The 21932-nt window shown below is 59.6% G+C and carries 16 protein-coding genes, 1 other RNA gene and 1 pseudogene; 6 read left to right on the top strand and 12 right to left on the bottom strand.

The window, feature by feature from the left end; genetic code table 11:
• Window positions 1–14 precede the first annotated feature (14 nt).
• Together ftsH and tilS are read right to left on the bottom strand one after the other, a co-directional pair.
• Window positions 15–1910 carry an ATP-dependent zinc metalloprotease FtsH gene (gene ftsH / locus ACOYW0_RS07780; RefSeq protein ID WP_482417960.1) on the bottom strand — a complete coding sequence of 632 codons (1896 nt, stop codon included), beginning with the start codon at window positions 1908–1910 and terminating at the stop codon, window positions 15–17.
• Window positions 1911–2029: 119 nt separating this feature from the next.
• Window positions 2030–3496 carry a tRNA lysidine(34) synthetase TilS gene (tilS, locus tag ACOYW0_RS07775; RefSeq protein WP_482417959.1) on the bottom strand — a complete coding sequence of 489 codons (1467 nt, stop codon included), beginning with the start codon at window positions 3494–3496 and terminating at the stop codon, window positions 2030–2032.
• A gap of 290 nt (window positions 3497–3786) precedes the next feature.
• Here tilS and ffs point away from each other — a divergent pair.
• The 3 genes from ffs to dnaK all read left to right on the top strand — a co-directional run bounded on the left by ffs (window position 3787) and on the right by dnaK (window position 6939).
• An RNA gene (gene ffs / locus ACOYW0_RS07770) (signal recognition particle sRNA small type) lies at window positions 3787–3869 on the top strand.
• 398 nt (window positions 3870–4267) lie between these two features.
• Entirely contained in the window at window positions 4268–4945 is a 678-nt protein-coding gene (grpE, locus tag ACOYW0_RS07765; protein WP_482417958.1) for a nucleotide exchange factor GrpE, read from the top strand.
• 89 nt (window positions 4946–5034) lie between these two features.
• Entirely contained in the window at window positions 5035–6939 is a 1905-nt protein-coding gene (gene dnaK / locus ACOYW0_RS07760; protein ID WP_482417957.1) for a molecular chaperone DnaK, read from the top strand.
• Between the two features lie 141 nt (window positions 6940–7080).
• Here dnaK and ACOYW0_RS07755 read toward each other — a convergent pair whose 3' ends face one another.
• The 4 genes from ACOYW0_RS07755 to ACOYW0_RS07740 form a co-directional block, all read right to left on the bottom strand.
• A complete protein-coding gene (locus ACOYW0_RS07755) occupies window positions 7081–7785 on the bottom strand; it encodes a creatininase family protein (protein ID WP_482417956.1) in 705 nt (234 codons plus the stop codon).
• Complete coding sequence (locus ACOYW0_RS07750; protein WP_482417955.1) at window positions 7782–8744, bottom strand: GntR family transcriptional regulator; 963 nt, start codon at window positions 8742–8744, stop codon at window positions 7782–7784. The genes ACOYW0_RS07755 and ACOYW0_RS07750 overlap by 4 nt, the downstream gene beginning before the upstream one ends.
• A gap of 101 nt (window positions 8745–8845) precedes the next feature.
• The gene (locus tag ACOYW0_RS07745; protein WP_482417954.1) at window positions 8846–10387 is read right to left on the bottom strand and encodes a sodium:solute symporter family transporter; all 1542 of its coding nucleotides are present in this window, start codon (window positions 10385–10387) and stop codon (window positions 8846–8848) included.
• An 18-nt stretch (window positions 10388–10405) separates the two neighbouring features.
• Window positions 10406–10657: a hypothetical protein gene (locus ACOYW0_RS07740; RefSeq protein WP_482417953.1), complete on the bottom strand. Its 252-nt coding sequence runs from the start codon at window positions 10655–10657 to the stop codon at window positions 10406–10408.
• Between the two features lie 681 nt (window positions 10658–11338).
• On the opposite strand from ACOYW0_RS07740, the gene ACOYW0_RS07735 reads away from it, so the two are divergent.
• A complete protein-coding gene (locus ACOYW0_RS07735; protein WP_482417952.1) occupies window positions 11339–12595 on the top strand; it encodes a DegT/DnrJ/EryC1/StrS family aminotransferase in 1257 nt (418 codons plus the stop codon).
• Window positions 12596–12734: 139 nt separating this feature from the next.
• On the opposite strand, the gene ACOYW0_RS07730 is transcribed toward ACOYW0_RS07735, so the two are convergent.
• Together ACOYW0_RS07730 and ACOYW0_RS07725 are read right to left on the bottom strand one after the other, a co-directional pair.
• Window positions 12735–13214, bottom strand: a complete 480-nt coding sequence (locus tag ACOYW0_RS07730) for a hypothetical protein (protein WP_482417951.1) — start codon at window positions 13212–13214, stop codon at window positions 12735–12737.
• Window positions 13215–13256: 42 nt separating this feature from the next.
• On the bottom strand, window positions 13257–13835 hold the full coding sequence (locus tag ACOYW0_RS07725) for a DUF922 domain-containing Zn-dependent protease (protein WP_482417950.1): 579 nt from the start codon (window positions 13833–13835) through the stop codon (window positions 13257–13259).
• A gap of 288 nt (window positions 13836–14123) precedes the next feature.
• Between ACOYW0_RS07725 and ACOYW0_RS07720 the strand changes: the two are divergent.
• Both ACOYW0_RS07720 and ACOYW0_RS07715 read left to right on the top strand, forming a co-directional pair.
• Window positions 14124–14621 (top strand): annotated as a pseudogene (locus tag ACOYW0_RS07720) (nitroreductase family protein); the annotation flags it as partial.
• A complete protein-coding gene (locus tag ACOYW0_RS07715; RefSeq protein WP_482417949.1) occupies window positions 14618–15445 on the top strand; it encodes a type IV pilin protein in 828 nt (275 codons plus the stop codon). The pseudogene ACOYW0_RS07720 and the gene ACOYW0_RS07715, both read left to right, overlap by 4 nt.
• Before the next feature lie 6 nt (window positions 15446–15451).
• Here the strand turns inward: ACOYW0_RS07715 and ACOYW0_RS07710 are convergent, their stop codons facing one another.
• The 4 genes from ACOYW0_RS07710 to ACOYW0_RS07695 form a co-directional block, all read right to left on the bottom strand.
• Window positions 15452–17689, bottom strand: coding sequence for an ATPase, T2SS/T4P/T4SS family (locus ACOYW0_RS07710; protein ID WP_482417948.1), 2238 nt, complete (start codon window positions 17687–17689; stop codon window positions 15452–15454).
• Window positions 17690–17918: 229 nt separating this feature from the next.
• On the bottom strand, window positions 17919–18350 hold the full coding sequence (locus ACOYW0_RS07705; protein ID WP_482417947.1) for a hypothetical protein: 432 nt from the start codon (window positions 18348–18350) through the stop codon (window positions 17919–17921).
• Window positions 18351–18418: 68 nt separating this feature from the next.
• Window positions 18419–18643 (bottom strand): hypothetical protein, encoded by a 225-nt coding sequence (locus tag ACOYW0_RS07700; protein ID WP_482417946.1) that lies wholly within the window; start codon window positions 18641–18643, stop codon window positions 18419–18421.
• Entirely contained in the window at window positions 18640–21732 is a 3093-nt protein-coding gene (locus tag ACOYW0_RS07695; RefSeq protein WP_482417945.1) for an AfsR/SARP family transcriptional regulator, read from the bottom strand. The genes ACOYW0_RS07700 and ACOYW0_RS07695 overlap by 4 nt, the downstream gene beginning before the upstream one ends.
• Window positions 21733–21932: the final 200 nt, after the last annotated feature.

The following is a 21932-nucleotide window of genomic DNA, read 5'->3' as shown; positions in this document are numbered from 1 at the left end:
CTGGAAGCGTCGGTTTAAACGGTTGTACCGGGGTCGTCCTGGCTGTCGGACTCCAGGATCACCTCGTCGGGTGTCTCGGCATCGTCGCCTGAGTCCAGGGGGTTGGAGGGGAGGACGATGCCCGGGCGCATGGCAAAGATGAGGTCGTCGAGCTCTTTGCCCATGATGGTCTCCTTGTCCAGGAGGAGTTCGGAGAGGGCGTGGAGCACATCGATGTTCTCGGTGAGAACCTCTTTTGCCTTGGTGTAGCTGTCGGTGATGAAGCGGGAGACCTCTTCATCGATGAGCCGGGCCGTGTGCTCGGAATAATCCTTGTGCTGGGCGATCTCCCGGCCGAGGAAGACATGGTCGTCGGAGTTGGCGTAGGACAGGGGACCTAAGTCGCTCATGCCCCAGTCCCGGACCATCTTGTTGGCAAGGCCCGTGGCCTGCTTGATGTCGTTGGACGCCCCGGTGCTGATGCGGTTGAAGATCAGCTCTTCGGCCACGCGTCCGCCGTAGGCAACGGAAAGCTCGCTGACGAGCTGGTCCTTGTATTTAAAGTCCCGCTCTTCCGGGAGGAACCAGGTGACGCCTGCGGCCCTGCCGCGGGGGATGATGGTGACCTTGTTCACCGCGTCGGTGCCGGGAAGGAACCGTGCCACCAGAGCATGGCCCGCTTCGTGGTAGGCCGTGGTCTTCTTATCCTCTTCCTTGATGACCTTGGATTTGCGCTCAAGGCCCATGTAGACCTTGTCCTTGGCGTCTTCAAAGTCCACCATGCGGAGCTTGTCCTGGTCCCGTTTTGCGGCCAGGAGGGCGGCTTCGTTGACCATGTTCTCCAGGTCCGCACCGGAAAAACCGGGGGTTCCCTTGGCCAGGTTCAGGGCGTGGACGTCGTCGGCCAGGGGGGTCTTGCGCATGTGGACTTCCAGGATCTTCCTGCGGCCGTTGATGTCGGGCAGGTCCACCACCACCTGGCGGTCGAAGCGACCCGGGCGAAGAAGGGCAGGGTCCAGAACATCGGGGCGGTTGGTGGCGGAGATGAGGATAACCCCTTCGTTGCTTTCGAAGCCGTCCATCTCCACGAGGAGCTGGTTCAGGGTCTGCTCCCGCTCGTCGTGGCCGCCGCCGAGGCCCGCGCCACGCTGTCGTCCCACGGCGTCGATCTCATCGATGAAGATGATGCAGGGGGCGTTTTTCTTGGCCTGGGCAAAGAGGTCCCTCACACGGGATGCGCCCACGCCCACGAACATCTCCACAAAGTCGGAGCCGCTGATGGTAAAGAAAGGCACCTCGGCCTCTCCGGCCACGGAGCGGGCCAGAAGGGTCTTGCCCGTTCCCGGAGGGCCTACAAGGAGGACACCTTTGGGGATGCGGCCGCCCAGGCGGGTGAATTTTTTGGGGTCGCGCAGGAAGTCCACCACCTCGGTGAGCTCTTCCTTGGCCTCTTCCACCCCTGCCACGTCGCGGAAGGTCACCCGCTCACGGTCTTCGGAGAGAAGGCGGGCGCGGCTCTTGCCGAAGCTCATGGCCTTGCCGCCTGCCCCGCCCTGCATCTGCTTCATAAAGAAGATCCAGATCCCGATGAGGATGATCATGGGTAGCCAGGAGGCGATGATGGAGACGAGCCAGTGGGCCTCAGCCGGGGGCTTGGCCTCAATGATGACGCCCTTGTCCCGCAAGGTGGGGATCAGCTGGAGGTCGTTGGGGGCAAATACCTTGTAGGTGGCGTTGCTGCTGTTCGTTACCAGGAGGTTCTGGTCCTGGATGGTTACCCGGGACACATTCCCGCTTTCCACCTGCGAGATAAACTCTGAGTAAGGGACAGTCTGGCCTCCGGGCTGGTTCTGATTGAAGATGTTGTAGAGCATGATCATCATCAGAATGATTACCAGCCAGAGGGAGAGATTTTTATAGAATGGGTTCAAGAAATGGGTCCTCCATGATCTTTCGTCATCGGTTCATCCCTGAATTCAGCGCAGGGTTACCCTCATATTAATCATCATTGCAATTTAGGCAAGACATAATGAGACGCATCCGGGGGGATTTATCCTTTTTTATACGGGTGGAACACCATCTCAAGGGCAGGGGCACCGGGAGACGGTGGGGTTGCAGCCTCGTCCAGGCGGTATCCCGCCACCCAGATGAGGGTGTTTTTTGAGAATACCAGGGGAACGCGTGATCGCAGCGACGCTTCCAGGCCGCAGTCGGAGAAAAAGCGGCCGAGCTTGCGGCCTCCGCTGCCGCCCTGGGGCCGGAAGCGGTCTCCGGGGCGGGGGTTTCGGATGGTCAGGGGAAAGCCCGCGGACCCGGGGGCCACGTATACCCTGCTGGCGTTGCGGCTGGTGGCAAGTTCCTCCGGGGCCTGGGCCCAGCCGATGGTCAGGCTGTCCCCTGTCTCGGTGATGTGCACGGTGCAGGATTCTCCGGGGTCAGGGCGGGGCACCTCATAGGAGAATGCCGGTACCCCTGAAAGGAGCTGCGGTCGGGTGTGCCTCAGGTTGCCGGTCTCCGTGGTGAGGTGAAGGGCCCCTTGGGTGAAGATACCGCGGAGACCCCGGGAAAGGTCCGCGTAGTGACCGGATTGCCCCCGGTCCAGAAGCTCGGTGAGGCGCTGGATATGGGCGGCGCTGAGGGTCCGGGTGGAGCCGCAGAGGGCGGCCGCCGAGCGGCGCAGCACCCGGTTCCGGGCCGCTGGGTGAAGGGCCCGGAGCTTGGGGGCGGAGAGCTCCAGGTGCCGATCCCCCCGGGAGACGGCACAGTCGTCGAACAGGGACTCGGTCAGCTCCCGGAGCCAGGCCTCCTCGTCCCTGAGAAGGCTCGCCGTCCGTGCCAGGGTGTCCACGGCCGAGGGGTTGAACTCGGCTTCGAGCATGGGGATGAGCCGGTGGCGGATCCGGTTGCGTGTGTAGGCGGTGTCGCTGTTGGAATCATCAGTGACATGGCCGATGCCCCGGGCGCTCAGCCAGTTTGTGATTTCGTTTCTGGAGAGTTCCATGAGGGGGCGGATGATGCCGTCGGAGGTCATCGGGTCCATGCCGCCAAGCCCCTTGAGGCCCGATCCGCGCAACAGGTTCATCAACACCTGTTCGGCCATGTCCCCTTTGTGGTGGCCCACGGCAATGCGTCGGGCTCCGCAGGAGAGGGCTGCTTCACGGAGAAAGGCGTGGCGGGCGTTTCTGGCCGCTTCCTCCAGACCCGTGCCGGACTGGCGGGCCTGGGCCGGGACATCTGTGGTCTCCGTTACAAAGGGAAGGCCCAGGGTTTCAGCTGCCTGCCTGGAAAAGGCCTGGTCCCTGTCCGCGGCCTCGCCCCGGATGCCGTGGTTGAGGTGGGCCACCGAAAGGGTAAGGCTCAGCTCGGGGGCCAGCAGGTAAAGGATATGGAGCAGGGCCATGGAGTCGGGGCCGCCGGAGAGGGCCACCAGCAGGTGATCGCCCGGCAGGCACATGGCGTGGCGGGCCAGAGTGTCGCGGACGGTCTGTACGGGCCCTGTCTGGAGGTGTCGTGTCATGAACTGTTTTTTAGGGGGTTGGGGTTAGGGCGTTTGGCCGCATTGTAAGACACGACCCACCGGGTGATGCTGAGGGTAGAATACCCCCTGTCCGGTGTCAACCGGGGAGACGCGTGAAGATTGGAATAAAATGTGTCTTGTTGTTTGATTTTAAAAGAAATGTGCCGGATCGGGGCGCTTCCGGGGCGGGGCAAAGATTCCTTCATACCTCACCTTTGGTCAAAAAGGGGCTTGAAAAGGTCCGTCGTTCGACGTATATGTATCTCTCCTGGCCGTGTCCTGCCGACCGGCCGCCATGCAACAGCCCCGCTCGAACCGTGTCAGGTCCGGAAGGAAGCAGCACTAAGGGATGTGGTCTGTGTCGTGGATCGATCCCGGTCGGCGGATGCGGTCAGGTTTTTTTTTGCCGTATTTTCCCGGTGATCTCCCCCTTGGGCCCCCCTTCGGATCCCTTTTCCCCATTTTTTTGCGTAAATCCCCCATTGACAACTGATCAATACGTATTATTTTTTTCTCGAATCGCATGATGCAGACGGTTCACCAATGGTTTAGGCAAAAAGTTCGACTGTTTGTCCTTTATAAATATCCGGGTGAGAGACCCGGTTCAACTGCGTGGCCCCGAATCCTCATATTCATGGGACTGTGAATTGGTTGCTTGTGAGACGCGGCCGTCCGGCTGAAAAAACCGGATGGTTTTTGGAGATAAACCCAGTCAGGTGGTTTCACGGAGCGTAGCGGAGTTTTCCGGGTCGAGAGAATCAGGAGTGAGCATTGGCCAAAAATAGTCAGAACCATACAGAAGCAAAAGGCGCGACGCCTGAAGAAGAAACCGTATCACAGGTGGATGAGGCCGTTGAAGAGGTCACCGGAGAGGAGACCGCTGTTGACGAGGCCACTGCCGAAGACGCTGAGGCCGAAGAGGTCGCCAAAAGCCCTGAGGAGTTGATGGAAGAGAAAGTCAAGGAAGCAGAGGCCAAGGCGGCTGAGAGTTACGACCGCCTGCTTCGGTCCACCGCCGAATTTGAGAATTATAAGAAACGTTCCGCCCGGGAGTTTCAGGAGTCGAAGAAGTACGCCAACGAGGCGTTTATCAAGCAGCTTCTTCCCGTTATCGACAACCTCGAAAGGGCTGTAGAGTCCACCGGGGATGGCGGTGACGAGTCCGGACAGGGCGTCATTGAAGGGGTCAAAATGACCCTGACTGAAATAACGAAAGTGTTCGAAAAGTTTCACCTTAAGCCACTGGAGTCCGAAGGCAAGCCCTTTGACCCCAACTTCCACCAGGCGGTGATTCAGGAAGAGACCAATGCGGTCCCTGAAAACACCGTGGTGAAAGAGATGCAGAAGGGTTACCTGCTCCATGACAGGCTTATTCGCCCGGCCATGGTGGTCGTCTCAAAGGCGGCTGCTCTCAGCGCAGGTGAAAACGAAAAGGCCGAGGCCGAATAGACCAAGTCCCGGGCCATACACATCAGAACAGTTATCAGGAAAGACTTATTTGGAAGCCTGCTCTCGGATGCACAGGCATGGAGGAAAAAATGGGTAAAGTAATTGGTATCGATCTGGGAACAACCAACTCGTGTGTCGCGATCATGGAAGGCGGAGACGCCAAAGTCATCACCAACACCGAAGGGGGGCGCACCACACCGTCCACCGTTGCCGTCTCTGAGAGCGGCGAGCGCCTCGTGGGCCAGATTGCCAAGCGTCAGGCCATCACGAACCCCGAAAACACCGTGTTTGGCGTGAAGCGCCTCATCGGACGCAAGTTCGACTCCGGCGAAGTACAGCGTGACGCAAAGATTCTGCCCTACGAACTGAAAAAAGCAGACAACGGTGACGTGCGCATCGATCTGCGCGGCAGCCTGCACAGCCCCGCAGAGATCTCCTCGTTCATCCTGGCCAACATCAAAAAGACCGCCGAAGAGTACGTTGGAGAAGAGGTGACCGACGCCGTCATCACCGTGCCCGCCTACTTTAACGACAGCCAGCGCCAGGCCACCAAGGACGCAGGCCGCATCGCAGGCCTCAACGTCCTTCGTATCATCAACGAGCCCACGGCAGCTTCCCTTGCCTACGGCCTCGACAAGAAGTCCGAAGAGAAGATCGCTGTCTTCGACCTCGGCGGCGGTACCTTCGACGTCTCCATCCTCGAGATCGGCGACGGGGTGTTCGAGGTGAAGTCCACCAACGGCGACACCCACCTGGGCGGCGAAGATTTCGACCTTCGCATCATCGATTTCCTGGCCGACGAGTTCAAGCGTGAGCAGGGCATCGACCTGCGCGGCGACAAGATGGCCCTGCAGCGCCTGAAAGAGGCTGCTGAAAAGGCCAAGATGGAGCTCTCCTCCGCCATGGAGACCGACATCAACCTGCCCTTCATCACCGCCGACGCTTCCGGTCCCAAGCACCTGAACGTGAAACTCTCCCGCGCCAAGCTGGAGTCCCTGGTGGCTGACCTCCTGGAGAACCTGGCCAAGCCCTGCGTCACCGCCATGAAGGATGCAGGCCTTTCTGCTGGCGAGATCAACGAAGTCATCCTGGTGGGCGGCATGACCCGTATGCCCGCTGTTCAGGACCGCGTGAAGTCCATCTTCGGCAAAGAGCCCCACAAAGGCGTGAACCCCGACGAGGTGGTTGCCCTTGGTGCCGCCATCCAGGGCGGCGTCCTCAAAGGCGACGTGGATGATGTTCTCCTGCTGGACGTTACTCCCCTGTCCCTGGGCATCGAGACCCTGGGCGGCGTGATGACCAAGCTCATCGAGAAGAACACCACCATCCCCACCCGCAAGAGCCAGGTTTTCTCCACGGCAGCCGACAACCAGCCCGCCGTGTCCATCCACGTGCTCCAGGGTGAGCGCGAGATGGCTGAAACCAACAAGACCCTGGGCCGCTTCGACCTGTCTGACATTCCCCCCGCACCCCGCGGCGTGCCCCAGATCGAAGTGACCTTTGACATCGACTCCAACGGCATTGTCTCCGTCTCCGCCAAGGACAAGGCCACCGGCAAAGAGCAGTCCATCAAGATCACCAGCGACAGCGGTCTCTCCGAAGAAGAGATCCAGCAGATGGTCAAGGACGCTGAGCTCCACGCCGACGAAGACAAGCAGAAGAAGGCCCTTGTGGAAGCCCGCAACACCGCCGACGCCCTGGTCTACCAGACCGAAAAGGCCGTCAAGGAAGTGGGCGAGGGCGCTGACGAAGCCACCAAGGCCAATGTGGCCGAGGTGATCGAAAAGCTCAAGAAGGCCATGGAAGGGGAAGACGCCGAGGAGATCACCAAGCTCACCGAGGAACTGACCCAGGCCTCCCACAAGATCGCCGAAGCCGCCTACAAGAAGGCTGCTGAAGAGGGCCAGGCCGGTGCCGAAGGTGGCGCCGGGGCCGCACCCGCCGACGATGACGTGGTGGATGCCGACTTCGAAGAGGTCAAAGACCAGAAGTAAAAAAGATCCCGCGGCCTGCCACGGCTGGCCCGTGACTCCATAGAAAAACCCCGCCTTTTTTCAAAAAAAGGCGGGTTTTTTTTGTGGGCGGAGCAAGGCACGCGCTCCCTGCGGGGCTGGGGCAGGGGAAGGGCGGGACGATCAGTTCTCCCACCCGGTGTCCAGAAGCCGGGTGGTCTCGGCCACGGCCGTGCGCCATATGGTGAGCATGGCATCATCGTCGGCCTGGTAGGCGCCCCCGTAGTTGCCGTCCCCCAGAAGGGAGCGCACCTCGGTGGGGGGAAGCTGCCTCAGGTTCGGGGGATCGCACGGAGCCTTCTCCCGGGAGGGAAGGGAGACCCTCTCAAGGCGGGTCCAGGGGAAGTTCTCCATCCAGGAGGCGTGGGAGGCGTTGGGGCTCACAGCGTGGACCGCACCCATCACATCCTCGGACGACCACCAGTTGTGGAAGAGGATTTGGCACTCGGGCACACTGTCCATGCGGGACCGGATGGTCTCCTCCACCGGGCTGTTGCCTCCGTGGCCGTTGATGATTAGCACGCGCCTGAAGCCGCTTTTCACAAGGCTGTTGAGGATGTCCGTCACAAAGTCGCCATAGGTCTCAGGGCGGATGGTGACGGTCCCCGGGTAGGCGGAAAAGTAAGGGGCGATACCGTAGGGCAGGCCCGGGTAGACCGGAACCCCGCACCCCTCACCGGTCTCTACGGCCAGTTTGTTTGAGAGGATGAAATCGGTGCAGAGGCTCAGGTAGGCATGCTGCTCGGTGCTTCCCAGGGGAAGGACCACCCGGTCGTCGGTTTTCAGGTAGGATTCGACCTGGAACCAGTTCATGTCGGCGATCTTCATATCTGTACTTCTTTTTGGATGTGTTGGACCGCGGGGACCAGGATCTCCCGCAGGTACCGTGTTTCTGGGGTGTGGGCGTACTCGAACATAACGCGTACGCCCGTTAAGGCTTTGGCTGTCCCCAGGCTGCTGGTGCTGTAGATCAGGACGTCGGTGACGTCGGCGAGCTCCTGCAGCTTCGGGCTGCTGGCCAGCTCCATGCGGATGGTCCCCACCTGGGGGGCAAAACGCCGGATTCCTTCGGCCATGGCCGGCACAAAGGATGCAAAATGGGAGATGGCTCCAACGGTGGTGCCGGGGGGCAGGGCGGCGAGGGCTTCCCGCGTCTCCTTGGAGGGAATGAGGTACGGGGCCATCACCGGGACGGTATCCCCTACTTTAAGCCGGATTCGGGCCATGCAGTGGGGGATGGTAAGGATGAGGTCGTAGTTGCGGGCCCTGGTGTCCGTCAACGTGTTGAATTGGGCAAAATCCATGTTATCGAACCGGGGCTCCCGGCCTAGGAAATCCCGGATTCTCCGGATGTAGCACTCGTTGATGCGCCGGGAGTTCCCCACCATGAGAATGCGAAGGGGCACCGGGGCTTCCACCTCGGTTTCCCGCTGGTTGAACATGCCGATGAAAAGCGCGGGGTCCACCTCCAGGACCCTTGCTTTTTCCAGCAGGGCCAGAAACTCCCGGCGAAGGATCTCCAGGCGGTTCTGGTGTTTGAGTTCCCTGGGGTCCCGCACCACGAAGGTCCCCCTGCCTGTGACCGACTCCAGAAGGCCTTTGGCCTTCAGGGATTTGTATGCCTTGGTGACGGTCATGGGGGCCACCCCGAGTTCGCTGCTCAGGGCACGCACCGTGGGCAGCTGGTTGTTCTCACGATAGGCTCCGGCCATGATGCCGAACTCCACGGCACCCTCGATCTGGACGGATATGGAGACTGGCAGGGTTTTGTCAATGGTGATCTTCACAACTCCTCCCGGGAGACTGAGCCCGGCGGCTCGAATGGTTTCTGTGCTTTATTATGGATGACTGTGCGGGAGGGCGCCGTGGCCCTCCCGCGAGGTTATTGTCAGGCGACGTGGGGTTGCGGTGTGGCTGCAGGCTCTTCCGGGGCCACGGCCGTTGGGACCAGCCGGTCAAAGTGGCGCTCAATGGTCTCCTGGCCCGCGGGGCGGGTAAAGAGGCTGATGAGAACCATGACCCACATGGTGGCGGCCCAGCAGACGATGAGGGGGTCAAAACCAAAGGACCAGGTTTTGAACCAGAGCTTCATGGCGATGTAGAGAGCCTCCCCGAAGATCACCGCGGCAATGGCCCCGGTGCGGGTGGCTTTTTTCCAGTACATGCCCAGGATCACGGGGGCCACCCAGATGCCCAGCCCACCGAAGGCGAACTTGATGAGGCCGAAGATGGTGGTGGGCTTGATGATGCCGATGGCGATGCCGCAGGCGCCGATGACCACGGTGACCCAGCGGGAGAGGGCAAAAATCTGGCCCTCGGAGGCCTTCGGGTTGATGAGGTTCTGGTAGATGTCCCGGGTGACGCCGCCCGTGGCCACCACGAGCAGAGCGTCGATGGTGCTCATACCGGCAGAGACCACCCCTGCAATGAGGATGGAGGCCAGGACGGGGTTGAGGTTGCCCTGAAGGAGCATGGGCACGATGAAGTCCGTCTGCTTGCCGGTCAGCCCGGGCACGGAGACGATGGCGTTGGCCCCGGCCCACTCGATGAGGGTGGCGGAGAGCAGCATGCCCAGGGTCCCCAGGATCACCGCTTTGAACATGGTTTCGTAGTTTTTCATGGTGAAAAACTTGGTGAAGAGGGTGGGCTGCCCGATGGTGAAAAAGCTCCACATGACGATCATGGACATGTAGGAGGCCCAGGGGAAGTTGCCCTTGGCGCCGGGGTGGGTGAGGTAGGCGGGGTTGGCGTCGGCAAGGGAGGTGGTGATCTGGCTGAGCCCGCCCCCGGCCTTCACCGAGACGATAAAGGTGACGATGGCTGTGGTCACCATGAGAAAGCCCTGGAGGACGTCGGTCATCATGGCACCTTTCATGCCGCCGGCCATGCAGTAGCAGATGACGATGATGCCCATGCCCACCACGCCCATCCACTGGGGAAGGCCGGTGAAGGTGTTGAGGATAACGCCTGCGCCCACGGTCTGGGCACCCATGATGGCCACGAGAAAGGCGATCATCATCACGGCGTGGACCGCCCGGATGGCGTTGGATTCGTAGCGGTCCGAGAGGTAATCGGTCATGGTGAGGAAACCGTATTTCTTGCCCATGAGCATCAGCTTGCGCCCCACAAAGAGGGCGGGGATGATCATGGAGAAGGCAAGCCCCGGCACCGAGATGCTCATGCCGGAAAAGCCTGTGGAATAGGTGACGGCAGGCACGCCCATAAAGGTGCTCATGCTGTACTGGGAGGCGAAGTAGGCAAAACCGCCCACCAGGGCGCCGGCTTTGCCGCTCATGACGAAAAAATCGCTCAGGGTTTTGGTGGATTTGGCCGCTCGCCAGCCGATATAGCCGATGAGGGCAAAGTAGATGGCAATGGATACGAAAAACGGGACCGGTGTGGGGGTCACCAATGTTGAGGGGTCAGCCATGGTATTGCTCGCTCCTTTCTACTTCTCAGGTTGAATGTCTTCGAAGTTCCGGTACTCGGGGCGCTTCAGTGCCTCGCGGCTGAATCGCCAGACAAGGATCAGCACGGCGATGCCGTGAAGGACCCAGGCGTACACAAACAGGGGGACCCCCCCGAAACCAGGCACGTAGGTTTCGTTGAAATACCAGGGAAAGGGAATCATGATGAGGCCGTACATGGTCAGGATGATGGCGGCCCATCTCATCTCGAAACGGTTGCTGAAAATATCCACAATCTCCTCCTCAAAAAATAGTGTGACATGCGACAACCGCTTATCACGTCATGATTTTCGGGGCTTGGCAGGATCGTTTTTTTTGCCTGCATGGGCGGTTGGTCGCCTTTAAAAACGGTCCGGTACGGCATTGCGGTGCCCGACGCTGCGTCGCCTTTCAACTCCCATGATGCAGCACGTAAGATGTGATGATGGCGTCGCGAATTGAGGACATGGCCCTTTTGAATCGCTTCCTGTCGCGTGGGTGCGAACGGCGGGATATCGCGTCGTACGATACGAATCGTCATCGAAATATTCGCAGGGCGCGGACGATTCACGTGTGTGCCTGTCCCTTCAAATCGGTCGTATGACAATGCAAAGGCAGGTATCGGGGAACATTCTGAATGTCTACCGAAGAGTAAATAGCGTTGGCATCGTGATACAAGCCGGGTACTGATAAGTAATTTGATATAGAAGCGTGGCACAATTGTCCATAACAAAATATTATCCTGAATTTATTTGGTGATATGAAAAAGGGATTGTGACATTCAGGATCCTCTTGGATTTTAAAGATCTATGATGGTGGAAGTAGATAGGAAAATAGTTTTCAGACGATATTGTGATAGTTGAGTATCCCGGTTTACTGTGCTACCCCATGAGAACATGAGATGTTTGCTTAGTGCTTAGCGAAGGAGGGTGATCATGGAAAGGCTGGGACACACGATCCGATGCCTGGCCCGCCAGCAGGGGATCAATGTGAAACGACTCAAGCGCCGCCAGCGCGTGATGCCGGTGCCGCTGCTTTCGGCCACCTTGCGCATGGCCGATGTGATTCTGGCGGCAAGGGCCCTGATGCATCCGGGAACCCGTTCAGGCGGGGAGGGGCTGCAGCGGCTCGCCCGGGCGGTGAAGGCGCGGTTCAGCGTGGCCCACGCCGGGTTCTACATGGGGGGCAGGGCGTCTTTGTGTGCGGTGGTCCGCGCCCTGGGGCTTACCCCGGGGGACGAGGTGCTTATTCCTGCCTTTACCTGCCAGTGCGTGGTCAACGCCCTTCGGTATGAAGGGATCGAGCCTGTCTACGTGGACATCGAACTTGACACCTACGGCATGGACGCCTCCCTTGTGGAGCGGGCGCTGACGGGCAAGACCCGCGCCATACTCATTCAGCACACATTCGGCATGCCCGGCCGGGATTTGGAAAACCTCCTTGCCCTTGCCAGGGGCCGCGGGCTCTATGTCATTGAGGACTGCGCCCATGCCACGGGCGGCCGCTGGCGCGGCAAGCTCCTGGGGACCTTAGGGGACATCGGGTTTTTCAGCAGTGAGCGTTCCAAGATCATCAACACCATCCACGGCGGGTTTGTGATCACCGACAACCCGGAGATCGGCCGTCGCCTGGAAGAGGACGCGGCTCGCCTCACCCCGGCTCCGCCGGAGTTCACCCGGCGGATTCTCTGGACCCTCATCCACAGCTATTTTACCCACAGCTGCCCGTTTCGGTTTGTGACCTCCGGCCTGGCCGAAGGGCTCCTTTCGGACCGGCTTGTGCCCCAGATGCACGATGAAGAGCTGGCAGGCGCTCCGTGCAGCCAATACCACTGGAGCCTGCCCCATGCGGTGGCGCCCTTGATGATGCAGCAACTCTCCCGGGTGGACCGCCAACTGGCCGAGAGGCGGCGGGCAGCAGAAAAATGGGCGGTCTGGTGCCTGAGAAACGGTCTGGAGCCACCGAAGCCATCGCCGGATGCCACCCCCACCTGGCTGCGGTTTCCCGTGCGCGTGGATCCGGCCATCAAGAAAAATTATGCATACCTGGAGAAGCGCCTGGGGGCAGATGTGGGGGTCTGGTTTCAATCCGCGGCCCATCCCCTGCCCATGGCCCTTCAGGAGTGCCCCAGGGGCATGGAGGCGGCGGCCACCTGCATCAATTTGCCCACCCTGGACCCCAGCAGGGCCTGACAGGGGCCGTTGGTCCCTTTGTTTAAGGAAGGACCGCGCAGGTCAACCCACACATTCCGATCTGCCTGCGCGTGAAAAAACCCCAATCCAGTGCCATGGATTGGGGTTTTGTATTGAATGGTTACAGATTTTTTTACCTTCAGGCTCGGGACATCACCTCCAGGATGCGCCGGGCAATGGTATTGCAGGCTTCCCGGCCCCGGTGGCCCTGGGAGTAGAGGTCGGACAGGGGAAAGGGGGCACCTTTGACCACAAATTCGATGCGGTAGGATGTGCGCTTTCCGCTTCCGCGGTACCCGATCCGGACATCCTCCACCTCGTCAAAGGTGAGGCCCCCTTCCAGGGCCGACCCAAAGAGTTTTTTTCGTCGCCAGGTAACGGTTTTGGCGGTGCGGTCAAAGGTGAAGGTGACTTCTTCGGTGAACCGCCATCCGGCAAGGGCTGCCACGGCGGCCAGGAAAATCCAGTGGAGGTAGTAGGCGTACTCAAGGCCGAAGGTGTGTACCGAAAAGGCGGTGCGGATCAGGCAGAAGGCGATGGCGATCCCTGCGATGGCCACGATGGTGCGGTTCTTTTCCTCAACCTTCAGGGTGTGTTTGTCGTCTTGTGTGATGTTCATGGGGTTGTCCTGCCCGGGGATCCGCTCCCCGTGTTTGGTGTGTCAGGGAAATACCGCTCCCTGGGTTTTTCCGTGACCGGTTTTTTTGTCATAGTCGGCTTCCCGGGCCCTGTAGGTGTCCAGTACCTCTTCCGCCAGGGTATTGGCCGCGGCTTCCAGCTCCCGGCAGCTGCGGTGAGGTGGCATTTGCCGGATGGCCTCTTCGATGGCTGCGGTTGCCGCGATGCCGATGCGTTTGTGACCGTCTTCATGGGTCTTGAGGTTTTTCATGTAACGGGTCCAGCGATTCTGCAACTCGGGGGCCGCCTCATCCTGATTTGCCCATTTGGGGTAGCGGTGCAGTACTTCCACCGAGGTCTCAACGCCTGTAATCCGGCAGCTGTCGGGGCCGGACTCCCAGGTGAACCACCACCTGGCCATCCAGGTGGTCAGGGCATCGTAGGTATTTCCGTCCCGCCACACGGTCCCCAAGCGCCCCATCTCCTCGCGCAGCTCTTGCCCCGTGTCTCCGTAGATGTCGTAGTACTCCGTCTGGACGGTAACGGCGGGCTCGGCCCGGACCGTGGCCGTCAGGCAGAGGATCCCGAGCAGTATGAGAACGCAGAGTCGTGGTCTTTGCATGATATCCTTTATCCCGTTATCCGGGGTTCAAATCAACCGCAGAATTCATCAAAGGACCCGGGCAGAAAAATGCCGTACAGGGGCGGGCAGCCCCTGGCTGAGGTTTTTTTAAATGATTTACTGCGATGGGGCAAAGGTTCAAAGCAGTTTATTTTTTTGAAAAAGCACCTTTGATTCAGTATACTTGAGGATAAGCAACCATTCCATTGAAAGATCGCCGTGTTTTCCCTCCATTCATGACATCCGGATTCAAGACATGTCTGTGCTTCAGGCCTTGCCTGGAGAGCGTTTTCCCATCATCACATCAACCCATGGGACTTTGTATTTATTATGGACGATCACAAGGATACGGATATTGCCAAGGACGCCGTCGCCGAGTTTGCCAAAGAAGAGGCCGAACGGGAGCAACAGCAGCAGGAGAAAAAAAAGAAAAAAGACCGCCGCCTTCTCTATTATGCCCTCCTGGCACTCAGCATCGTGGTTCTGGCCTTTCAGGTGCCCAGGATACTCTCCCTGCGTGAGGAGCATGCCAAACCCCTTCGTGTGGGCACGGCCGACACCGACATGCAGACAGACGCCTGCATCCACAACCTGTGGAAGGTGGTCCGGGCACTGCAGCTCGGGGAGACGGATGTGGGGGGCTTTACCTGTCCGCTCAGCGGAGTCCCCTATGAGGTGCATCAGGTGAAGGGCGGCTATGTTGTGGAGTGTCCCAATGCACATCGTCACGGGTTCTCCCATGTTCGTATCAGCACCGCCAAACCCATACCGGAGCTTGTGCCATGACCCCTCAAACCACGCACAATGCGGGATTTTCGCTCCTTGAACTCATGGTGACGGTGGCCATCGTCGGGGTGTTGAGCTCCATCGCCATTCCGCGATACCTCAACTACAAGGAGAAGGTCTACGCCGCCAACTGTCTCCTGCTCAGAAGAGACATCGAGACCCAGACCCAGAGTTACTACTTCGAGCATGAAGTCTTTACGCCGGAATTCATTAACTCCTACCAGTGCCCCCGGGGTGGCGTTTATACCTGGTCCAGCTCCTCCATCGAGGTGCCCGAGTACGGCCAGGTGCAGTGCTCGTTGCACCATACGTCGGCATCGCAGGTTCAGTCCGACATCCCCGCCGGGGAGAACCTTTTGGACAACTCGACCTTTGATTCGGTGAACAGGAACGTGAGGCGATGGGCCCCGGTACCCACCGGAAGGATCAACGGATGGGAGTCCAACACAGGGGCCATTGAAATCTGGAAGGATGGGTTTTTGGGGTACAACTCCCCCAACGGGGGGCATATCGTAGAGCTCGACGGCGGCAGGGCAAGCGACACCATCTCCCAGAGCGTTGAGACCGAAGCGGGAAGGGTCTATGAAATCAAAATCACGGCCCGGGCCAGGCGCGCCAACTCATCGGATTTTTCCGTGGGGTGGGGTGGGGATGAGGTGGAGACCTTTACGCCGCCCACCAACGAGTGGAAAGAGTACACGGTTGAGGTGACGGGAACCGGCGACTCCATGGATCTGTCCCTGTCGGAGATCGCCGGGCAAAGCAACGGGCTGGGAACCCTGATAGACAAGGTCGAGGTCATTGCAACGGATACCTTCGAGTAGGGCGTTTCACCCCTTGGTGCTCTCCAGCCGTCGTTGAAGGAGCCTGTTGACCCTTGCGATGAACCGTTCGTAGTTGACGGGTTTGGTCATGTAATCGTCCGCGCCGACATTGAGCACCTCCACCTCGGATTTGAGGTCCTCGTTGGCCGTCAGCATGATCACGGGAATCATGCGGGTGGCAATCTCCTCTTTCAGCTTTTTGATGAGGGTGAACCCGTCCATTTCCGGCATGACATAATCTGTCACGATGAGGTCGGGCATGGCCTGATAGACAGATTTCAAGGCTTCCGCACCGTTTGATGCTTTGACGATACGATAGTTCTGGGTTTTAAGGAGGTGGGACATCATTTCCAGCTCTATTTCGTTGTCGTCCACCACCAGGACCGTGGGATGACCCACCACCGTTACATGGGATGTGGGGTCAAAGGCCGGAACCGACGTGACGGCATCAGGGGCGGGGGGGGCTACCGAGGCCGAGGCTGCGGTTTCTATATGTGGGGTGTCCGGGCCGGCCACCCGGAGAACCTCTCCTAAGGTGGTGAGGCCTTGCCGGGCCTTCATGACACCATCCATGAAAAACGGCTGGAACCCCTCCTTCATGGCCTGGGCCTTGATGGTGGCCGCCGACACGTCTTTTTTGATGAGGGACTGGATCGACGGGGTGATGCGCAGGATTTCGTAGATGCCGATCCGTCCCACATACCCTGAATACCGACATGCTTCGCATCCTTCCCCTTTGTAGTACCTGACATCGTCATCCCCGTTTTCCCCCGAAGGAATCTTTTCAAGCAGCTGGGCCGACAGGTTGTCCGTGGTTTTGCATTTATCACAGATGCGCCGGACCAGCCTCTGGCCGATGCATGCCACCACCGAGTCCGCCACCACAAAGGCATCCACTCCGAGGTCCAAAAGCCGGGTGACGGCCGAGGGCGAGTCGTTGGTGTGCAGGGTGGAAAGGACAAGGTGCCCGGTCTGTGCCGCCTGGCACGCGATGCCTGCGGTTTCTCCGTCCCGGATCTCTCCTACCATCACAATGTCCGGGTCCTGCCTCAGGATGGACCGCAGGGCCGCGGGAAAGGTGATGCCCGCCTTGGGGTTTATCTGGCCCTGGTTGATGCCCTCCACCTTGTACTCCACAGGGTCCTCCACCGTGATGATGTTGACCTCCGGAGAGTTGAGGCGGTTCAGGCAGGCATACAGGGTGGTTGATTTTCCACTGCCCGTGGGCCCGGTGACCAGGATAATGCCCTGGGGCAACTGAATGCTGCTTTCCAGGTCTTTGTAGTGCGTCCCCTGGAGCCCCAAGTTTTCAAAGCTCATCTTGGCGGATTCCGGGTTGAGGATCCGTATGGTGATCTTTTCTCCGTAGGATGTGGGAAACGAGGAGACCCGCAAGTCATAGGCAATCCCTCCGTACTTTACCTGGGCGCGACCATCCTGGGGCTTGCGCCGGATGGAGATGTCCATGGAAGAGAACACCTTGATGCGTGAGACCAGGGCAGAGTGGATGAGTTTGTCGGTCTTGAGGATTTCACGCATGATCCCGTCGATGCGGTACCGGATGATAACCGATGCCTGTCGGGGTTCGATATGGATGTCACTGGCCTTGAGCTTTACGGCATCGGCCAGGATGCTGTTGGCAAATCGCACCACGGGCGGGTCTTCTGCGATGGAGGTCAGGGCACCCTTGTCCAGCTCTTTCTCATTGGCTTCGGTGGTCTTGATCACCTCAATCTGGACTTCGTTCTGAAGGGCTTCATCAAGGTGGAGCCCTTTTTTGGGGTAGTAGGTGTCAATGGCGGTGAGCACCTCGCTCTGGGGCGATACCGCTATCTTGATGCGTTTCTGGGTCATGAAACGCAAATCGTCCAGGGCGTAGAACTCCAGGGGGTTGGCCATGGTGACCACAAGCTCGTCGTTTTCCTCTTTGGTGGGCAGGAGCAGGTAGGTTTCGGCGATTTCCGCGGAGACCTGGGAGATCACCTCCGGCGCGATCTTTATATCGGGCAGGTGGAGGTAGGGGATATTCAACTGCTCGGACAGGGCCCGGGCAATCTGGATATCATCCACGATCCCCATGTCCATGAGGATCTGGCCTATTTTTTTGGGTGACGTGGCTTGGGCGTGCAAGGCTTTCTGGAGGTCCTTGGGTTCAATGACTCCGGCCTCGATGAGGATGTCCCCAAGTTTTTTGTGGCTGTGCGTATCGGCGAGCTTTTTAGGGGCGCTGTCGGGTTTTTTCATGTCTCCTCCTGGCAAAGGGGCACGCAGGCCGTCTTGGGCTCGGCGTTTCATGGCTCGGTCGGAACACTCAGGGAAGGGGCTGGGTTGAACACGGGGGTGATACACGAAAGGGTGGTAATGTATGAATATACTTTCTCATACATGGCAAAAAAAGTACACAAGGCACCCTTTTGATGTTTACCGGAACAAAGGGAGCATGGCTATTGCGAAGGACGGTTTTTCCCCAGGGTCAATGGGGAACCTCGGGTTTTCGCCAGACGCTTTTCTTGGTGATGCCTGCTTCCGGTTCGAGGACGGCATTGAAATCAAAACCGGGAAACCGGGCCTCGATTTCGTCCCAGAGCCGGGAGAATCCCTGGGCCTCGGTGGGCACGGAGCATCCCTTGCCGTCCCCCACGAAGACCAGCCAGTAGGGAGGGATGGGCGGGGCTTCCTGGGCGTTGATGAGAACGATTTCGTGGATCTCCTCCCAGGGAACCGCTTCCCGCTCCCGTCTTGGGTGCTCGCAGGAGAGCTCACTGGGGGTGATGGTTACCTGAAAGGGGGCTTCTTCCTCTTCATCGTCCTGGCCGGTGAGGGGGCCGTCCGGGGTGTAGATCAGGCGCAAGGCAACCAGGGCGGTGACGGTACAGACCAGCAGAACAACAAAGGCTGTAAGCATGGGGCCTCCTGATAAGGGATGAGGTCTCAATGACTCAGCAAACAAGTGTCCGGGCTTTCCTTATGGTCTCACAGGCAGGAGAAAAAGTACATATGGAGTAGTGGCCAGGGCAGGGCCAATGCATTCAAAAATTCAGTTGCCTCCGGCGGGTCGCTTTTTGAAAAAAGCTCCGCAAAAACTTTTCGGTAAAATAAAAAATGAGAGGGGTTATGGGCGGTTGCGACGCGTCCATAAAAAGAAAGCCTGCTTGCCAAAATTTTTAAACGTTTTGCCCTGATGGCCAGGGGAGTCACTCCATGTTCCAGGCCTGAAAGAGTCCTGCACCGAAGCCGGGGTGGTGCCGTGCCTGGGTGAGGTAGCGTGTTGCCTCATCGTGGTTATCCGAAAGGGCGGAAACAGACGCTTGGGCAAGGGTTAAGAGCAGGAGAAGGTGGGTTTTGTGGACCTTTGGGGCCAGTTGGTGGGCCTGGGCCAGGTGGGTGGCTGCGGTTTTTCGGTCTGTGGCCCGGCAGGCGCAGAAGACCATGCCCAGGTGGGCGGAAAATCGGGAGAGGCCCGTTTCCAGTACCGCTTCAAGGCAGGGACGGGCCTTGGCCGGGGAGCCGGATGCCATCAGGATGAGCCCTTTTAGCGCCTGGGCCCTCTGGTACCTGGCCCTGGCAAAGCCCGAGGCCCTGGCGATGGTCAGGGCTTCTTCGGCAAGGGCTGAGGCCTGCTGCAGGTCTCCTTTCAAGAACGCGATGAGTCCCAGCTCTTCGCAGGAGATCACCATGCCGATGGGGGCGTTGAGCTCTCGAAATGCGGTTGCGGCCTCTTGAAGGCAGGTCTCTGCGGTGTGCAGGTCCCCCAGGCACAGGGCTGCAGATCCGATATTGCCCATGGCCCACGCAGTTTTGATGCGGTCTTCCGTGCGGGTTGCCCATTGATGGCTTTCCCGGAACCGTTCCGTGGCCTCCTCGATCCTGCCCAGGGAGCGCAGGCACAGCCCGATGCGGAGGGATACCCAGAAGGCGTGCTCAATGCCGGGGTGGGCCGTAAGGCTCAGGCGAAAGAGCCGAAGGGCCCGTTCATGGTGTTTCCGGCGGTGGGCCAGGGCCCCAATCAGCAGAAAGGCCCAGGCCTTGCCGCGGGTGTCTCCTGTTGAGACGGCCCACCTTAAGGTGCTCCGGGCGACCGTTTCCACCCGGGCCTCTTCCTCCCCGGGGCAGGGGGCGTTGCCTTGTGTTTTTGGGGGGAACCCTTGGGTCTGCATATCGAACCAGCATAAGAGGACCAGACACAGGCGGGCATCCGACCGGTTTGATGAGGCAGTCATCACGCACTCTTTGGCCGGTCGGAACAGGGCCTCCCCTTCGTGATACCGGGTGTGCATGTCGAAGTAGGCATACAGGCCGGTGGCTGCACGGCCAAGGGCGTCTAAGGCTCCTGTGGCTGCTGCGCGAAGCCATGCCTGGCGGATGTTGGCCATGTCCGCATCCATGGCCCGCCTGCAGGCGGGCATGTTTCGGCTCGTCAGCTCTTTTTCGCGGCTCTGGACCAGGGCGAGGTAATACCCCATGTGGGCGTCTTCCATGGGATGGTCATGGCCGGGGTCTCCCAGGTGATCGTCGGTGTACTGCCTCAGGAGTGGGTGGATGCCGAACCGGCCGGTTTCCGGCTCGGCCCTGAGGATCGATTTTCTCGTCAGGCTTGCCGTTGTCTCGGCAGCCGTCCCTTTTTCCATTCCCGTTACATTTGCCACGGCGTCCAGGGTAAATCCGTCTCGAAATACCGTGAGCCTTTGCAGGGCCTTTTTTTCCTTTTCCGTCAACCGTTTCCAGGAGGAGTCAAACACCGCACGCATGCTCCGGTGGCGCGGGGGCAGGTCCTGCATCTTTGCGTTCAGAAAATCCAGGTTGCTTCGGATCTCACCTGCAATGTCCCAAGGCGTCAGGGTGTCCATCCACCCGGCGGCCAGAATCAGGGCCAGGGGCATGCCTTCGGTCATGTCGCAGATCTCGGCAAGGGCAGGGTAATTCGAGGCCGTCAGCTCAGTGCCCGGGTTCACCATCCTGGCCGTTGTAAGGAAAAGGGCCAGGGCATCATAGGTCGTCTTCGCGTTTTTCAGGTTTTCAGGGGCCGGGGGCTGATCCGAGGGGTCGGGATGGGACAGGCCCGACAGGGGAAACAGGTGCTCTCCCTTGAGCATCAGCCGGGTTCTGGAGGTGGCCAGGATGGTGAGATGGGGCGCCGCCTCCAGCAGCTCGGAAGCCACCGGGGCTCCTTCGGGCAGGTGTTCGCAGTTGTCCAGAAGCAACAGAATCTCCCTTGTTCGAAGAAAACCTGTGATCTGTGCCATGGGGTTGGCTGTTTCGCCTTGGCTGAGCCCGAAGACCCTGATGAGTTCTCGTACCAGGGCTTCTTTGGCTTCAAGGTCTGCAAGGGAGATGAAAAAGACGCCGTGGGCAAAGCGGTTCGCCGCCACGGTTGTCACCTCGAGGGCCAACCGGGTTTTTCCCATGCCTCCAGGGCCGGTGAGGGTCAGCAGCCTTACCTCCGGGGAGGTGAGTCGTTCCACAAGGCCGGTGACCTCCCCTGCTCGCCCCACAAAGGCCGTGGCCTGGGCCGGCAGGTTGGATATTGGCAGGTTTGGCTTCTGTTTATTGACGGGCTTTTGGTGGCTTCGGATGGCGTCTGCCAACGCCTCGGTCTCTTGATCCGGGTCGACGGCCAGCTCAGTTCGGAGCAGCGCCCTGCACGTCTCATACTGACGCAGGGCGGCATCCCGTCGACCGGACTGCACAAAAAGGTCCATGAGCCGCCTGTGGGCCTCTTCGTCCAGGGGATCCAGGGCCACCAGGCGACTGGCAACCCCCTGTGCCTCTCCCTCTTTGCCCAGGGTCATGTACCTTTCGGAAAGGGCCTTCATGATCTCGGCGGCCTCGCGGTCGAGGCCCTCCGCCTGCTCCAGCCGCCAGTGGTCGAAGTCGGGTGCGCCACTGAGGTGAAAGCCCGAGAGAAAAGAGTCCGTGTAGAGGGATAACGCCTCTTCCATGGCCGAAAGGCTCCCTTCTCGGCCCATGCCCAACAGGGTACGGAACCTCTCCACATCCACCTGGACCTGGTCGCTGGCAAGGGCACCGATGGTCTCCCGGTCCGCAGCCAGCCAGGACCTGCCCAGGGACTGTGTGATGTCCGACAGGGCGCGCCGAAGGGAGGCTCGCCCCTTGCCCTGATCCTGGTCCGGCCACAGCAGGTCGGCCAGCTTTTCCCGGGTATGGGCCGTGCCCGTGACGGCAAGGTAGATTGCCAGGGCAGCAGATTTGCGCCGGGGAATCCTTACGGGCTCTGTGTCCACCGTGAACCGGGGTGCCCCAAAACAGTGAATGTGCAACATCGTCATGGTCTTTTCTCCTGTGGAGAAAGTATCTTAACGATCCGCGTTTCACAATTTTTTTCACGTCCATGCTTTGCTTTCCATGCCCAACCCCTTTCAGCCCGGCTCGCCCGAAGGGTGAGAAAATCAAACAGCAAACCCTCATTTACAGTTTGCATGTTCAAAAAAACGGACATTTTCGTTGTAGCGATCTGAAATCATATAGC

The sequence above is a fragment of the Desulfoluna sp. HI9BLuna genome (assembly GCF_056829775.1).
The sequence above is the reverse complement of the archived record's forward strand: the minus strand, read 5'-3'. Positions and strand labels throughout refer to the sequence as shown.

Excerpts from the sequence above, each read along its gene's own strand:
- dnaK (WP_482417957.1), top strand. The coding sequence starts at position 5,035 with ATGGGTAAAGTAATTGGTATCGATCTGGGAACAACCAACTCGTGTGTC.
- ACOYW0_RS07710 (WP_482417948.1), bottom strand. The coding sequence starts at position 17,689 with ATGAAAAAACCCGACAGCGCCCCTAAAAAGCTCGCCGATACGCACAGC.
- ACOYW0_RS07755 (WP_482417956.1), bottom strand. The coding sequence starts at position 7,785 with ATGAAGATCGCCGACATGAACTGGTTCCAGGTCGAATCCTACCTGAAA.
- ACOYW0_RS07735 (WP_482417952.1), top strand. The coding sequence starts at position 11,339 with ATGGAAAGGCTGGGACACACGATCCGATGCCTGGCCCGCCAGCAGGGG.
- ACOYW0_RS07745 (WP_482417954.1), bottom strand. The coding sequence starts at position 10,387 with ATGGCTGACCCCTCAACATTGGTGACCCCCACACCGGTCCCGTTTTTC.
- tilS (WP_482417959.1), bottom strand. The coding sequence starts at position 3,496 with ATGACACGACACCTCCAGACAGGGCCCGTACAGACCGTCCGCGACACT.
- ACOYW0_RS07730 (WP_482417951.1), bottom strand. The coding sequence starts at position 13,214 with ATGAACATCACACAAGACGACAAACACACCCTGAAGGTTGAGGAAAAG.
- ACOYW0_RS07725 (WP_482417950.1), bottom strand. The coding sequence starts at position 13,835 with ATGCAAAGACCACGACTCTGCGTTCTCATACTGCTCGGGATCCTCTGC.
- ACOYW0_RS07705 (WP_482417947.1), bottom strand. The coding sequence starts at position 18,350 with ATGCTTACAGCCTTTGTTGTTCTGCTGGTCTGTACCGTCACCGCCCTG.
- ACOYW0_RS07695 (WP_482417945.1), bottom strand. The coding sequence starts at position 21,732 with ATGACGATGTTGCACATTCACTGTTTTGGGGCACCCCGGTTCACGGTG.
- ACOYW0_RS07715 (WP_482417949.1), top strand. The coding sequence starts at position 14,618 with ATGACCCCTCAAACCACGCACAATGCGGGATTTTCGCTCCTTGAACTC.